At 41.1% G+C, this 14,520-nt stretch carries 17 protein-coding genes and 1 pseudogene; 17 read left to right on the forward strand and 1 reads right to left on the reverse strand.

From position 1 onward, the window contains the following. Position 1: 1 nt before the first annotated feature. The 17 genes from BO48_RS02280 (at position 2) to BO48_RS02360 (ending at position 13,615) form a co-directional block, all read left to right on the forward strand. Positions 2-3,376 (forward strand): dynamin family protein, encoded by a 3,375-nt coding sequence (locus BO48_RS02280; RefSeq protein ID WP_496365799.1) that lies wholly within the window; start codon positions 2-4, stop codon positions 3,374-3,376. Then, on the forward strand, positions 3,377-4,225 hold the full coding sequence (locus tag BO48_RS02285) for a sulfurtransferase (RefSeq protein ID WP_496365800.1): 849 nt from the start codon (positions 3,377-3,379) through the stop codon (positions 4,223-4,225). Next, positions 4,218-5,090 (forward strand): 5'-3' exonuclease, encoded by an 873-nt coding sequence (locus tag BO48_RS02290; protein ID WP_496365801.1) that lies wholly within the window; start codon positions 4,218-4,220, stop codon positions 5,088-5,090. Before BO48_RS02285 ends, BO48_RS02290 begins: the two co-directional genes overlap by 8 nt. A gap of 9 nt (positions 5,091-5,099) precedes the next feature. After that, complete coding sequence (locus tag BO48_RS02295; RefSeq protein ID WP_496365802.1) at positions 5,100-5,495, forward strand: ribonuclease HI family protein; 396 nt, start codon at positions 5,100-5,102, stop codon at positions 5,493-5,495. 60 nt (positions 5,496-5,555) lie between these two features. Continuing rightward, on the forward strand, positions 5,556-5,729 hold the full coding sequence (locus BO48_RS02300; protein ID WP_496365803.1) for a zinc-finger domain-containing protein: 174 nt from the start codon (positions 5,556-5,558) through the stop codon (positions 5,727-5,729). 13 nt (positions 5,730-5,742) lie between these two features. Next, entirely contained in the window at positions 5,743-6,030 is a 288-nt protein-coding gene (locus tag BO48_RS02305; protein WP_496365804.1) for a NifU N-terminal domain-containing protein, read from the forward strand. A 35-nt stretch (positions 6,031-6,065) separates the two neighbouring features. Then, the gene (locus BO48_RS02310) at positions 6,066-6,857 is read left to right on the forward strand and encodes a virulence factor (RefSeq protein ID WP_496365805.1); all 792 of its coding nucleotides are present in this window, start codon (positions 6,066-6,068) and stop codon (positions 6,855-6,857) included. 1 nt (position 6,858) lies between these two features. Beyond that, positions 6,859-7,296, forward strand: a complete 438-nt coding sequence (locus BO48_RS02315) for a BrxA/BrxB family bacilliredoxin (RefSeq protein WP_496365806.1) — start codon at positions 6,859-6,861, stop codon at positions 7,294-7,296. Between the two features lie 186 nt (positions 7,297-7,482). Beyond that, positions 7,483-8,439, forward strand: coding sequence for a thymidylate synthase (locus tag BO48_RS02320; RefSeq protein WP_496365837.1), 957 nt, complete (start codon positions 7,483-7,485; stop codon positions 8,437-8,439). Between the two features lie 14 nt (positions 8,440-8,453). Then, entirely contained in the window at positions 8,454-8,930 is a 477-nt protein-coding gene (locus tag BO48_RS02325) for a dihydrofolate reductase (protein WP_496365807.1), read from the forward strand. A gap of 12 nt (positions 8,931-8,942) precedes the next feature. After that, on the forward strand, positions 8,943-9,497 hold the full coding sequence (locus tag BO48_RS02330; RefSeq protein WP_496365808.1) for a DUF2140 family protein: 555 nt from the start codon (positions 8,943-8,945) through the stop codon (positions 9,495-9,497). An 11-nt stretch (positions 9,498-9,508) separates the two neighbouring features. Beyond that, complete coding sequence (gene msrA / locus BO48_RS02335) at positions 9,509-10,030, forward strand: peptide-methionine (S)-S-oxide reductase MsrA (protein WP_496365809.1); 522 nt, start codon at positions 9,509-9,511, stop codon at positions 10,028-10,030. Next, on the forward strand, positions 10,030-10,458 hold the full coding sequence (gene msrB / locus BO48_RS02340) for a peptide-methionine (R)-S-oxide reductase MsrB (RefSeq protein ID WP_496365810.1): 429 nt from the start codon (positions 10,030-10,032) through the stop codon (positions 10,456-10,458). Before msrA ends, msrB begins: the two co-directional genes overlap by 1 nt. Before the next feature lie 16 nt (positions 10,459-10,474). Continuing rightward, positions 10,475-10,981 (forward strand): PTS sugar transporter subunit IIA, encoded by a 507-nt coding sequence (locus BO48_RS02345; protein ID WP_496365811.1) that lies wholly within the window; start codon positions 10,475-10,477, stop codon positions 10,979-10,981. Continuing rightward, the gene (locus BO48_RS02350) at positions 10,981-11,202 is read left to right on the forward strand and encodes a YozE family protein (protein WP_496365812.1); all 222 of its coding nucleotides are present in this window, start codon (positions 10,981-10,983) and stop codon (positions 11,200-11,202) included. The genes BO48_RS02345 and BO48_RS02350 overlap by 1 nt, the downstream gene beginning before the upstream one ends. Before the next feature lie 16 nt (positions 11,203-11,218). Beyond that, positions 11,219-11,932, forward strand: a complete 714-nt coding sequence (gene deoD / locus BO48_RS02355; protein WP_496365813.1) for a purine-nucleoside phosphorylase — start codon at positions 11,219-11,221, stop codon at positions 11,930-11,932. A gap of 123 nt (positions 11,933-12,055) precedes the next feature. After that, positions 12,056-13,615, forward strand: coding sequence for a S41 family peptidase (locus tag BO48_RS02360; RefSeq protein WP_496365814.1), 1,560 nt, complete (start codon positions 12,056-12,058; stop codon positions 13,613-13,615). A gap of 72 nt (positions 13,616-13,687) precedes the next feature. Here BO48_RS02360 and BO48_RS02365 read toward each other — a convergent pair. Then, positions 13,688-14,470: pseudogene (locus tag BO48_RS02365) on the reverse strand (ISL3 family transposase). Positions 14,471-14,520 lie beyond the last annotated feature (50 nt).

The raw sequence follows: 14,520 nt of genomic DNA on the forward strand, positions 1-14,520 counted from the left end.
AGTGAGCGAAGAATTAAAAACACTTAACGTTTTATACAAACTGAAAAAAGAGATTCTCAAATCACAGAACGAAACGCTCGTGTCTCAAATCGACCATGCGATTTTAAAAACATATAAAGACCAGTTGGTCTTCTCATTCATCGGCCATTATTCAGCGGGGAAATCCTCACTGATCAATTATTTGCTGGAACAGGATATTCTGCCGTCTTCCCCCGTGCCGACAACGAGCAACACTGTTGCGGTACAAATCGGGGATGATACGGAAATCAGCGCCTTTTTAAACCAGTATCAATACGTTGCGGTGAAGGATTACGAAGAACTCCGCACATTGAATACTAAGGACATCGATATCAGTGCAATCAATATCGATGTTCAGCATGATGATTTCAAAAACAATACGGTACTGCAGGATACACCGGGCGTCGATTCCAACACAGACAGCCACAGGGACGCCACAAACCGTTTTTTACTTAACAGTGACTTCATATTCTTCACAGTGGAATACAACCACGTTGAGAGCGAGCACAACATGGCACTATTGAAAGAATTATCGATGATGGGCATCCCTTTAATACTGATCATCAACCAGATTGATAAACATGATGACCGGGAAATTACGATGGACACTTTTCTGTCAAGAATAAAAAACACATTGAAGGACTGGCATATCAGCCTTCATGACATATTTACAACGAGCATTTATGAATCACCGTACAACCAGGTCGGCGAGTTGAAAACTTTCATACATGACCTTGAAAGTAAAAGGCGGGCGCTGCAGGATGATTATTTCAACAGAATTACAAAAACGATTGAAAACAGCCAGTTGGACTACCTGGCCGAGAAATTCGCCGATTTGGAAAGCGGTCTGGAAGAAATCGACACACATGATATCGAAGCGGTCAAAAGTCATATCAAGTTCCTCAACCAGGAAATGGAGAAATCGAAAGTCGAGTCCCTTCACAATGATGAAGCGTCTTTAAATGCCCATGTCAAAGAGTCGGCAAAAAAGATTGTAAGGGACAGCTACATCTTCCCTCATGAAGTCAAAAGTGCCGTCACCCACTACTTAAACCTCATGGCGGGGGAAGTCAAAATACCCGGGCTGTTCGGCAAAAAGAAAAAAGAAGCGGAAATGCTCCGCGAGTCGAAAGCGGATATCGAGCAGAATTTAAACAACATATTCAAAACTGAAATCAATGCGCCGATCAACAGTTTTTTCGGCAGTCTCGGGCTGACCGGTCACCCGTTCAAATATGAATTCAACAATGAGCTGCTGATCGAGGAAGAGATTACCCATCTGAACAACCAGTTCATTTTGAATTATTTGGATAAGTTCAAAGCGAACATCGTCAGTGATGTGTCGAACGCTGTCATGGCCCATCTGCCGCTGATGGAAAAATCGGATGCAGGTGAACTGAAAGAACAGTCACAGCTGGATGACAATCTCGACAGATATGAAAACATATTGAAACTGCTGACGCTTCAGAATTCGATAGAAACAACGAGCTACCGCCATTTTTACATTCATATGGATGATGAGATCGATAAGCTGAACCTGACTGAAGCAGTCGAATTGGACGCAGCTTCAGAAAACGCCGCCACCCAGGAAGATCTGACGGATGACTTTAAATTCACCGACGAAGGCGGGGTCGACCTCGATTATTATTATGCGGTCATCGACAAGCTGGATGATAAGATGCGTTACAGCGATTTCCACAGAGTGATTGGCGATAAGCTCGAACGCATCGACAAAGGCAAGGCGAACATCAGTGTATTCGGCGGTTTCAGTGCGGGAAAGACCACTTTCATCAATGCTCTGCTGAATAAAGCCCACCTTGCCATGAGTCCGAACCCGACGACGGCAACAATTACGGAAATCAATAACAACGAATCGAGCGAAATACTGTTCAAAACAGAGCAGGACCTGATCGACACGCTCGAAATGCTTTCCAATCAGAGCCATGATTCAGTGGAAGGATATTTCAAATGGATTAAAAAAGAACGCCAAAATGTACCGGAGACATACAAACCGTTCCTTGACGGCATTTTGAACAAGTACGAGGCATATAAATCAGACCTCGGCAAGAAGATGGAAATAGATACAGACAGTCTGATCAGTACAGTCAGTGCCGATGAAGATTCAACTTTTGTCCATAAGGCATATGTCTCCCTGCAAAATGAAATTACCGATAAATACACTTTGATCGACTCGCCGGGCATCAACTCGATCAACCAGAGACACACGAAAGAAACGAGAAACATTATTGCAGACAGTGACCTCATCATCTATGTCTCATATTACAATCATGTGTTCTCAAGAAGTGATGAAGCATTTTTAAAGTATATACAATCTATCAAAGGCGAAGATTTTCCGATCATATTCATTATTAACGCTGTGGATCTGATGCGGAGTGAAGCGGATAAAAACCAGGTCATCGACTACATGTCGAATGCTCTGATTTCTCTTGGCATCACCAATATGATCTTCCCGGTATCAAGTAAGCGTGCACTCAACTCCGAAGACCCCATGTTCGATGAAGCTAAAGAGAACATACTGAACATCACTGATAAACTCGCTTCCAATGTGCAGGTCCAGTCCATCAGAGAGACGGCACAACAGCTGAAGTTAAACATCGAGAGCAACATCCGTCAGTATGAAAATGCAGATCTTGAGCGGACACGTATAGAAACCGGCAGGCAGAATGTACTGTCAGACCTGGAAACATTCAGCGCATTCAGCATTCAGAGCAATCTGCACCAGGAGATTGATGTATTGCTGTCGTTTATCAATAAGCGGTTTGAACTGAAATTATACGATTATTTAAAAGGCCTGATAACCGTTTCTGACATGCAGGATAAAAACTATCTGGTCAAAAATGAATCGCTTCTTAAAAACGAACTGGAACATTTCCTGACGATTGAAATCAGTACCGTGTTCAACACCGTCTACCGTCAGGCTGAAGAACTGATGATTCAAAACATTACACAGTATAACGAAAGATTGAGTGCTGCCAATACGACGCACACACTCGTCTTCAACCGGCAGCCTGAAGATGAACCGGAAATCTCCGTCGATGTATCTGAATTCGCCAAATACGGCAAACTGCTTTACCAGGCCCGTAATAACCAGAAATCATTCAGGGACAACCTTCTCGATTTTGCCGGCCATATCAGCGGCTCACTGGACATCAATGGACTTAATACGGATATGGAGCAATTGATTGGTGAGTATTTAGACAAAGTTCAAAAAGATATCGCAGAGCAGAAAACCGTCATCATCGATGAGCTGAAAAAACCGCTGCCTGTAATAGAAGAAAGTGATTATGAAGAAGATCAGAAACTGCTTGAATCATTAACTGAAATTAAGGGTGATTAAATGACTATTATTAATAAAGAAGATTTGAACGAATTGGATAAGGCCGGGACCGTGCTTGCAGACTGCCGGAATATAATGGATAAGTTCGATGAATCTGAGCGCCTGGTGCAGTCAGATGGGATCACCGGTGCAGTGCATGTTCCACAGATGCCCTTTATGTTTAAATTTGATGGCATCAATGAAGGCAGACACCCTGTACCGGATCAGAGCGTCATAGATGCTCTGTACAGTACACTGTCTGCTGATGGTCAATATGAACTGCTGCTGTTTGCCGATTACAACAGCTTCTTCCATACGCGCTTATATTACCTTTTCATGTTGTATGGTTATGATGTTTATTTATTCAATGATGATTTAAATGTCATAAAAGAGTACTCCGGGGCATTTCATCAGGCGGACGTCGAGCTGCCGATCCAATTTGATTCGGCGGATTCTGTATTCAAATGTGACATCCATTATTCCATGGAAGCACTTGAAGAGAAGATGAAGCAGAATGTGCTGCTCATCGACGTCAGAAGCGAGGACAGATATCTCGGTATTACGGAACCAATCGATTATAAGAAGGGACATATCCCCGGCGCGGTAAACATACCGAACAGCCTGATATATCAAGACGGCCTGCTGGACTTCGGTGCATTGAATCACGCACTGGATAAATTTAAAGCGTTTGATGAAGTGATCGTCTACTGCGGCTCGGGCATGAGTGCGACACCAATGTTCACATTGCTCAACCATAACGGCATCAATGTTAAAGTCTATACAGGCAGTTTCTCCGAATGGATTACAGATGATTCCAACACAGTGGAGACATCGCCAAATACTCTGGAAGGTGTTCATTTCAATGACTAGTAAAACTTTGGTAATAGACGGCATGGCATTACTATTCCGCCATTTTTATGCAACAAGCTTCAGAAACCAGTTCATGGTCAACAATAAAAACATTCCGACAAACGGCATCCAGGGTCTCATCAGACATACGATGAAACTCGTTGAACTTACCCGGCCTGAAAATATGGTCATCACATGGGATATGGGGAAAGAGACGATACGTAATGAATGGTTCAAGGATTACAAGGCAAACCGGACAGCACCGCCCAAAGAGATGATTCCGCAATTTGACTATGTCAAAGAAATCATCCATGATATGGGCTTTTATCAGCTGGGGATACACGGTTATGAAGCGGATGATATCATTGGGACGCTTGCGGTGAATTATGATGATCTGATCATTGTCAGCGGTGACCGGGACCTGCTGCAGCTGCTTGGAAAGAATAATGATATATGGCTCACGAAAAAAGGCTTTACCGAATATCATTGCTATAACGAACAGAACTTTATTGATGAATATGATATCACTCCGGAACAGTTCGTCGATGTCAAAGCGCTGATGGGCGATTCCGGAGACGGTTACTACGGAGTAAAAGGCATCGGTGAAAAAACGGCGCTGAAACTGATCAGGGAATACAAAAATGTAGAAAGCATCATTGAAAATATCGATTCACTCAGCAAAGGCCTTCAGACAAAAATATTGAATGATATGTCGTCTCTTCAGATGTCTCACAAACTGGCCAAAATCATTACAGATGTAGAGTTCTCACATGATGAATATATAGACCATCGCAAACTGATTATCGATAAAGAGAAAATCGACCAGACACTGGTGGATCATGATTTACGCATCACTCAAAAATATATGCATACTTTAAATATATAGGAGGGCAATATGGCACTTATATATATAGATGCAGCGGCCAGGCAGAACCCTGTTTATGCTGCTGGGGCCGCAGTCATCAATGATGAGGGCACAAGACACGAATTCAAGTTTGATCTCGGAGCGCTCGATAACCATGAAGCGGAGTGGGCAGTATTGGATAAAGCTGTTGATGAGGCGATTGCATTAAATATAACATCTGTTATCATACATACTGATTCAAAAATAATCAGTGACAGCTTTGACAGGTATTTTGTTAAAAATAAAAAATTTCAACCATATTTCAACAGTGTCCGCAAAAAATCTGCGAAATTTGATCTGTTTCTGGTCAGCCATATGCCTAGAAACAGAAACAAATCAGCGGATCATCTTGCGAAAGAAGCACTTTATAAGTACACGAAGAAATGATGAAAGTCATTTCTTTTTTTATCTCGTGCTTTTCTGTATAATTAATTAAGGAGGTTGAAGATGAAACAGGAAACATTATATAAAATCAACCAACTTGAAGAAAAATATTGTCATGGCTGTTTATTGAAAAAATTAAACCGTGACCGCGGAAATCACACGAGTGCACATAAATTTTGCATCAGCCAGTGTTCTGTCGGTCTGAAAATCCGCAGCCACGGCAATCAATTACAATAGGAGGATTTATTAAATGGAAATTATAAGAATTGAACCGACACCAAGCCCTAATACTATGAAAATCACTGTGAGTGAAGAGAAAGAGGATATGAAATCAGCAACATACAGAAAAGCTTCTGATGAGGCTCCTGAATTCATTAACAGAGTATTGGAACTTGAAGATGTTACAAGTGTCTTTCATGCAATGAATTTCATTTCAGTGGACAAGTCGCCTAAAGCTGACTGGGAAACACTGATTCCTGAAATCGAAAACACTTTTAATTCAGACAACACTGATTCCGATGTAAAAAAAAACCAATAAATAATTCTCCCTTTGGTGAAGTGAATGTACAGGTATTGACTTTTAAAGGGATTCCTTATCAGATTAAGCTCAATGATGGGGCAGAACACAGAAAACAGCTGGATGACAGGTTCGTAAATGCAGTTGCAGAAGCCACACTGCCTGAAGATAATATCATCATGAGCCGGAAGTGGGAACAGAATTCCACACGTTACGGTACACCTGATGAAGTATTTACTGAAGTCATTGAAGAAATCAATGCTCTCTTTGATGAGGAGACCCTTACCAAGTTGGTCGAAGAAGCAAAAAGTAAACAACCGCCTTCTCCTAAACAATATCGTAAACTGAGTGTGCAGGAGTTCAAGGATGCCGAAGATTGGAAAGAGCGCTTGAATCTGCTTGACCATATGGAAAACCCGACAAAAGATGATTACGAACTTCTTGAACTGGCTCTGCAGGATGAAAAAATGCAGGTCAGACGGACAGCGGTATATTTACTTGCCATGATTGAGGATAAAGAAACATTGCCTTATTTGAAAAAAGGGCTGGAAGATAAAGCCGTACCTGTCAGAAGAACGGCAGGGGACGGATACAGTGATCTTGGACTGAAAGAAGGATTGAACGACGTCTATCCGCTGCTTGACGACAGAAGTCCAATCGTCCGCTGGCGGGCAGCTATGTTTATCTACGAAGTAGGCGATAAGGAAAGCTTGCCTTACTTGTATGAATATCAGGAGGACCCGCAGTATGATGTCAGATTACAAAAAGAAATTGCCATCGCACGCATAGAAAAAGGTGAAGAAGCTATGGGTAGTGTGTGGAAACAAATTCAGGAAAGGGAGAGATAAATTGAATCCTTATGAAGAGTACATGAAGGAAGTTGCAAAGCCGATGCGTGATGAACTGACCAACCGTGACTTTAAAGACTTGACCACACCCGATACGGTGGATGAATTCATGGGTACTGTAAAAGAAGATGAGACAGCATTCGTTGTCATCAACAGTGTCTGCGGCTGTGCAGCCGGTCTCGCTCGTCCGGCTGCCGTTACGGTCGCTGAGCAAAACCCTAAGCAGCCGCATCACAAAGCGACGGTTTTTGCAGGACAGGACAGAGAGGCGACTGCGCGCCTCAGAGAATTCATCGGTGAAGAACCGTCAAGTCCGTCATATGCCTTATTCAAAGGTAAAAACCTTGTTCATTTCATGCCCCGTGAGCAGATTGAAGGCCGGGATATCAACGATATTATGATGGATATAAAAGAGTCATTCGACGAAAATATTTCATAAAAAAAACCAGGAACGCTATTCCTGGTTATCGTTTTATCTTATTCAGTAATGCACAGTGAAACGAACCATGCTGCCATCAGGGCCAATCCAATTGAAAGTATCATTTCCATGAGTCAACACTCCAAGTAATCATTTTTATTATCATAATCAATTATATAGAAGTTTAGTGAAAAAGAAAAGAGGGGTATTATGAATAATTTTGACAAGGTCTACCACCAGCTGTTAGAACGGATTAAATCAGAAGGCTCTTTTAAAGATGACCGAACAGGGACGGGGACATATTCTGTTTTCGGACATCAGATGCGTTTTGATTTATCGGAAGGTTTCCCTTTACTCACTACAAAAAAAGTTTTATTTAAAATGATTGCTACAGAGCTTATCTGGTTTATACGTGGAGATACGAATATAAAGTTTTTACTTGAATATAATAATAATATTTGGAATGAGTGGGCTTTTAAAAATTGGGTTGAGTCTGATGAGTACAGTGGTCCGGATATGACCGATTTCGGCCGCAGAGCACTTCAGGAGGAAGCGTTCAATGAAGTTTATAAAGCTGAAATGGATAAGTTCAAAGAAAATATTTTGACGGACGACACATTCAGTGAAAAATACGGCAACCTTGGTAATGTCTACGGTAAACAATGGAGAGACTGGGTTGGTCCGGATGGTCAATCGACTGATCAGTTGAAAAACGTCATCGAATCTATTAAGTCCAATCCTGATTCGAGAAGACACATTGTTACGGCATGGAACCCTGCCGAGATTGATACGATGGCATTGCCGCCGTGTCATTCCTTTTTCCAATTCTATGTCAATGACGGCAGACTGAGCCTGCAACTTTACCAAAGAAGTGCAGATGTATTTCTCGGTGTTCCGTTCAATATAGCGAGTTATTCCCTCTTGCTCCTGATGGTTGCCAAAGAATGTGGTTTAGAACCGGGCGAATTCGTGCATACTATGGGTGACGCACATATATACTCCAATCATTTGGAGGCTGTGGAACAACAGCTGTCAAGAGACAGCTTTGAACCGCCAACATTAAAGATAAACAGCGATGCATCTATATTTGAAATTGAATATGAAGACTTTGAAGTCGTGGATTATGAATCCCACCCATACATCAAAGCAGCAATCGCAGTCTGATCAGGAGGAATAAAATGGTATCGTTAATCGTAGCACATGCAAATCAAAATGTAATTGGCTTCAATGGTGATATGCCCTGGCATCTGCCCGCAGATTTGAAAAATCTTAAAAGCCTGACCGAAGGCAATACGATTGTCATGGGACGTAAGACATTGGAAACTTTAAAGAAGCCATTACCGAATCGTAAAAACGTTGTACTGACACGAAATAAAGACTTTAAATTTGATGGTGTCGAAATCATCCATGATATCGATGACATTCACAATCTGGAAGGTAAGGTCTTTATTTTCGGTGGCAGTAATGTCTATAGACAGACGATGCACCTTGTAGATGAGATGTTCATCACTAAAATTCATGAGGCTTTCGCAGGAGATACATTTTTCCCTCAATATGATGTAACCGAATGGGAAATTGAAGAGATCACACCTGGAGTCGTCGACGAAAAAAATAAATATGCGCATGAATTTATGCATTTAAAAAGAACGCTGTGAAGTGGAATAATCATGAATATCTGGAAATGGTTATTTATTATTCTTTTGTTGCTGAATATACTTGTATTGGGTTCATTATATATTTTTTTATCGGGTAACTACGACGAGGTGGATACCGGTGAAAGTGAAGGTAGTTCAGGCGAACATGTTGTGATATTACAGAATCACACGGTAGAAACTTTGCTGAATTCTTTTTTACAGGAAGACTCAGCCAATGAGATTGCGGTTTCCATTGATGAAAACAACATTGAGCTTTTTTCCGAGAATGAGTATTTGAATATGAACTTTGATACGACATTCAATCTGAACCCGCAAATAACCGACAGCTCGATCATATTTGAAATCAGCGATATCTCTGTAGGGCAGCTGCCTTTAACAGAAGATATGCTGTACACATTAATCAGAACAAGTGCTGATCTGCCGGAAGGTATTGAATTCAGCACAGATTCAAAAGCATTGATAATCGATAAAATTCTATTCGATGACTACAGTGATCTGTCACTTGATATTGAAGAAATTGATTATCAGAATAATTCGTGGTATTTTTCCATTGAAAATTTAAACTGAGGTGAAATAATTTGGCAAAAGCAACATTGGGAGGCGGCTGTTTCTGGTGTCTCGTTAAACCTTTTGATCAATGGGATGGCGTAAATTCAGTCATTTCAGGTTATTCAAACGGTGAAGTGGACAATCCGACTTATGCACAGGTAAGTACAGGGACAACCGGCCATATAGAAGTTGTACAGATTGACTATGATGAAGATATTATTTCTTTTGAGGAGATTTTGAATATATTCTTTAAAACATTTGATCCAACTGATACAGAAGGACAATTCGGCGACCGTGGAAGCCAGTACATGCCTGCCGTCCTTTACCATGATGAACAACAGAAGGAAACAGCTGAAAAAGTGATAGAGGAATTGGATAACAGTAATGTTTTTGATAAACCGATCAATACGCCTGTTATGCCGCTGAAGTCATTTTATGAGGCAGAAGAGGAACACCAGGATTTTTACAAGAAGAACCAGGGCCATTATAATGCATATTATAAAGGTTCCGGACGTAAAGCATTTATAGAAAATCATTGGAGTGAATCGTAATGAGTATAAGAAAAAATATTGATGAATTAACTTCAACAGAATATAGTGTAATGAAGGAACAGGGTACTGAACCGCCATTTCAAAATGAGTATTGGGATCATTTCGAAGATGGTATCTATGTCGACAAGATAAGTGGAAAGCCTTTGTTTACTTCTAAAGACAAGTTCCACTCTTCATGCGGCTGGCCAAGTTTTGCTAAAGGGGCTTCTGATGATATTACCGAACATTTTGATGATTCCTTCGGCATGAGAAGAACCGAGGTACGCAGTACGGAATCGGACAGTCACCTTGGACATGTGTTTGAAGACGGACCGGAGGAACTCGGCGGTTTACGTTATTGTATTAATTCTGCGGCAGTAACTTTTATCCCTAAGAATGAACTTGAGGAAAAAGGGTATAAAGAATACGTAGATTACTTTAATAACTAAATAGGAGTTGATTCACATGTTCAAAAATTTATTTGGGAAAAAAGATGACTCGCCTGTCGAGAGTTCACTTGAAATTAAAAGTCCATTTAACGGCAAATATGTAAAGCTGGAAGATATTCCGGACCCTGTTTTCGCCGAGAAGATGATGGGAGAAGGATTTGGTATTGAACCTTCCGATGGTGAAGTTGTTTCACCGGCGGCCGGAGAAATCATGCAGGTCTTCCCGACGAACCACGCTGTCGGCATTAAAACGGCAAATGGTGTTGAAATACTCATTCATATCGGTCTTGAAACCGTGGCAATGGAAGGGGAAGGCTTTACAGGCCATGTCAGCGAAGGCGACAGTGTCGAAGTAGGAGATAAACTTGTCAGCTTTGATATGGACCTCGTTTCAAAACAAGCAAACAGTACCATTTCACCTGTCATCATTACAAACAGTGACATATTAAAGTCATTCGAAATTGTCGATACAGGAGAAGTCAGCGGCGCACAGACTGTTGTTGCCAAAGCTGAAGTGAATTAATGAAAGATTATTCATATTATCAATATATTAAAATCCGGACCGGTGAAAAATCGGATATCGGTATTTTAAGTGAATATATCAGAAAAGACAGTATGTTTCCCAAACAAGAAATTGACTACCATCAACTTAGTGATTATTTGGAAAGAAATCCTTACCCTGATCTAAAATTAAGTGCATTTGATGATTCTTATCAAGACTATCAAAATTGGTTAAACCATTGACAAAAGGAGATTTAAAATGAGTATTCATATTAACGCACAAAAAGGCGATATTGCAGAAACAATTCTATTACCGGGAGACCCGTTACGTGCAAAGTATATTGCAGAGAATTTTCTAGAAGACGTTACCTGCTATAACGAAGTAAGAAACATGTTAGGTTTTACAGGAACTTATAAAGGTAAACGTATCTCTGTACAGGGTACAGGTATGGGTGTACCTTCCATTTCAATCTATATCCATGAATTGATGGAAGAGTACGGCGTTAAAAATCTTATTCGTGTCGGCACGTGCGGCGCAATCCAAAAAGACGTAAAAGTCCGCGATGTAATATTGGCACAAAGTGCATCGACTGACTCCTTCCAAAACAGAAAATTGTTTGGTAACTTTGATTATGCACCGACGTCCGACTTTGATTTACTTCTTTCCAGCTACAATGAAGCGAAGAAAAAAGGGTTGGAAGTCAAAGTGGGTAACGTATTCACTGCAGACTCTTTCTATGATGAAAAGGGCGATGTGGAAATGATGGCTAAGTACGGTGTGCTTGCTCTTGAAATGGAATCATCCGCACTCTTTACAATCAGTAAGAAGTTTGATGCAAGAGCTTTAGCCATTTTAACTGTTTCAGACCACGTGTTGACGGGTGAAGCGACTTCAAGTGAGGAAAGACAGACAACATTCAATGAAATGATTGAAGTTGCCCTTGATGCGGCATTGCCATTTGCAGATGAATAATTTTTCAATAATTTATATTTTCTTAAAGAACAGTGGATTTTCCACTGTTCTTTTTCTTTTAATATTATCAACTAACTGATAAACTATAAGATATTATGCTCTTAGAAGTTAGGTGTGTGTAATTTGGACGAAAATAAAAATAATAATGAAACAAGCCATAAATCCAAAAGAATCAGTATTAATCCTTTTTGGCTGATTATAACCATATTGGCTGCTGTAATACTTTCCAGTGTAATCACAGCTTTAAGTCTGGAGGCGGGCTCTGAAAAGGCCGTCAATGTCGGCACGGATACGAGAAGTGAATTCTCTAAGTTATATAGTGTGTATGATACGATTTCCACTGACTTTTATGATGAAGTCAATAATGAGGAACTAATCGAATCCGCTATAGAAGGTATGGTCCAGGGCCTGGATGATCCGTACAGCGAATATATGAATGTTGATGACACTGAAGCATTCCAGGAAACTGTCACGGGGGATTTTGAAGGCATCGGTGCAGAAGTGATGCAGGAAGGCAACCGTATCGTAGTGACTTCACCTATGAGAGGCTCGCCGGCAGAGGCCGCAGGCGTCGAACCGGGAGACCAGATCATTGCAGTTGACGGTGAGAGCATAGAGGGCATGACCACTACTGAAGCTGTCCAGCTGATCCGTGGAGAAAAGGGAACGGATGTTGTATTATCAATCGTTCGCGGTGAAGGTGAACCGATAGACATAACAGTCACAAGAGATACAATTCATATTGAAAGTGTTACTTATGAAGAGATTGATAACGTCGGTCATATCAGCATAAACAGATTCCAGGAAGGCACAACAGAAGAATTTGAAGAAAGTATCAATCAGGCATCGGAAGATGAAGTCGAGGACATCATTGTCGATTTCAGGTACAACCCGGGCGGACTGCTTTCTGAAGCAGTATCGCTAATCAATCAGTTTGTCGCTAAGAATGAGGTGGCTCTCATGCTGGAAGACAGCAATGGCGAGAGAGTTGAACTGGAAACCGAAAATCGTCGTAATGACAATACAGAAGATATGAACGTATATATTTTGATCAATGAAGGTTCAGCGAGTGCTTCCGAAGTATTTACAGGTGCGCTAAATGATCATTTTGATGACGTTGTCATTGCAGGCACACAATCATTCGGCAAGGGTGTCGTACAGCAGACACAAAACTTCAATGACAATTCCATGTTGAAGTACACTAATACCAAATGGCTGACACCGGAAGGGACTTGGGTCCACGAAGAAGGTATTACACCTGATATAGAACTGGTCAACCCTGATTACTACAGAGTGGAAGTCATTAATGAAGATGATGTCTATACTGAAGGACAGGAAAGCGAAACAATTACTTCCATAAAAGTTGCACTTGATACGCTTGGCTATGATGTCGGGACAATCAATGAAACTTATGATGAACAGCTGACTGAAGCAGTCACAAGCTTCCAGGAAGATAATGATATTGAAGCAGACGGTAATGTCACAGGAGATACTTCAGTCGAACTGATGTCTGAACTCAGGGAATTCATCAACGAAAATGATGCTCAACTTGAATATCTGGTGGATTACATCAATGGTGAACACAGTGAGGAAGAAATAGAAAATATTGCACAGGAAAACGCGCAGAATATTGAAATTAAAACAATAGAAGAACTTCAGGATGAAGCTGAAGAAACAGAATAATAGTAATTTTGAGTCGCACAAAAATTTTGGCTCTACGTCAAATCAGGTTGATGGGCATTGAGATCCTTGAGTCTAGCTCGCTTTATGCGAGCTAGACTCTTTTTTTATTTGTGGTCGGTATAACCGGGTCATTAATAATATACGATCTCTGAAATGCGCAAAGTTACGATAGCCAAAAGCCACGCGTTTTAATGTTTTGATACTGTTATTGATGCCTTCCAGCGGGCCATTTGTGAGTGTTGGATAGGCCAGTGTGTTCTGGATATACGGACTGTACTTTTTAAACGTACGCAACACCCTGCGCATCCCCGAGGACAGTGGGTGTTCCGATGATGTGTGAATCAAGTGATTAAATCGCTCCATATTGCCGGTTTTCAATGCGTCCGTCAATGCATGGGCATATTCATGATTACTGTTTAATGTCTCATCGACCTCCAATAAATACGCCACAATCCCATGGTCGGATTTCCATTGTTTAAATAATGGATAGTTCTTATGTTGGATTCGGGACAAATCCTTTGGATGTTTTAAAAGCAGTTTCCAGTAGCGTTTAAATTTATTGTATAACGGCCGGTCTTTATGCCGCTACTGATTCATGACCTGGATGCGTGTCCGATTGACCTCACGATGGAGTGCCTGGACCAGGTGAAACTTATCGATGATGATTTTTGCGTTGGGAAAACAGGTCTGGATCACATTGATGTAAGGGGAATACATATCAATAGTCACTGTTTTCACCTGTTGTCTGGCTGGCCGGTCATAGCGTAAGAAATACTGAATGAGTCCGGACTGCTTTCGGTCTTCTACGATGTCAATCACGCGATGACTGACAGCGTCGCAGAATATAAAACTCATGGCCGCATCGACGGATTGCACACTTTTAAATTCATCAAATGAAAGATGTG

Source organism: Lacicoccus kunmingensis DSM 17847 (assembly GCF_059568765.1).

Coding starts and splice junctions, on each gene's coding strand:
- BO48_RS02290 (WP_496365801.1), top strand. CDS start 4,218: ATGACTAGTAAAACTTTGGTAATAGACGGCATGGCATTACTATTCCGC.
- BO48_RS02305 (WP_496365804.1), top strand. CDS start 5,743: ATGGAAATTATAAGAATTGAACCGACACCAAGCCCTAATACTATGAAA.
- BO48_RS02330 (WP_496365808.1), top strand. CDS start 8,943: ATGAATATCTGGAAATGGTTATTTATTATTCTTTTGTTGCTGAATATA.
- BO48_RS02325 (WP_496365807.1), top strand. CDS start 8,454: ATGGTATCGTTAATCGTAGCACATGCAAATCAAAATGTAATTGGCTTC.
- BO48_RS02295 (WP_496365802.1), top strand. CDS start 5,100: ATGGCACTTATATATATAGATGCAGCGGCCAGGCAGAACCCTGTTTAT.
- msrB (WP_496365810.1), top strand. CDS start 10,030: ATGAGTATAAGAAAAAATATTGATGAATTAACTTCAACAGAATATAGT.
- BO48_RS02350 (WP_496365812.1), top strand. CDS start 10,981: ATGAAAGATTATTCATATTATCAATATATTAAAATCCGGACCGGTGAA.
- BO48_RS02300 (WP_496365803.1), top strand. CDS start 5,556: ATGAAACAGGAAACATTATATAAAATCAACCAACTTGAAGAAAAATAT.
- BO48_RS02345 (WP_496365811.1), top strand. CDS start 10,475: ATGTTCAAAAATTTATTTGGGAAAAAAGATGACTCGCCTGTCGAGAGT.
- BO48_RS02285 (WP_496365800.1), top strand. CDS start 3,377: ATGACTATTATTAATAAAGAAGATTTGAACGAATTGGATAAGGCCGGG.
- deoD (WP_496365813.1), top strand. CDS start 11,219: ATGAGTATTCATATTAACGCACAAAAAGGCGATATTGCAGAAACAATT.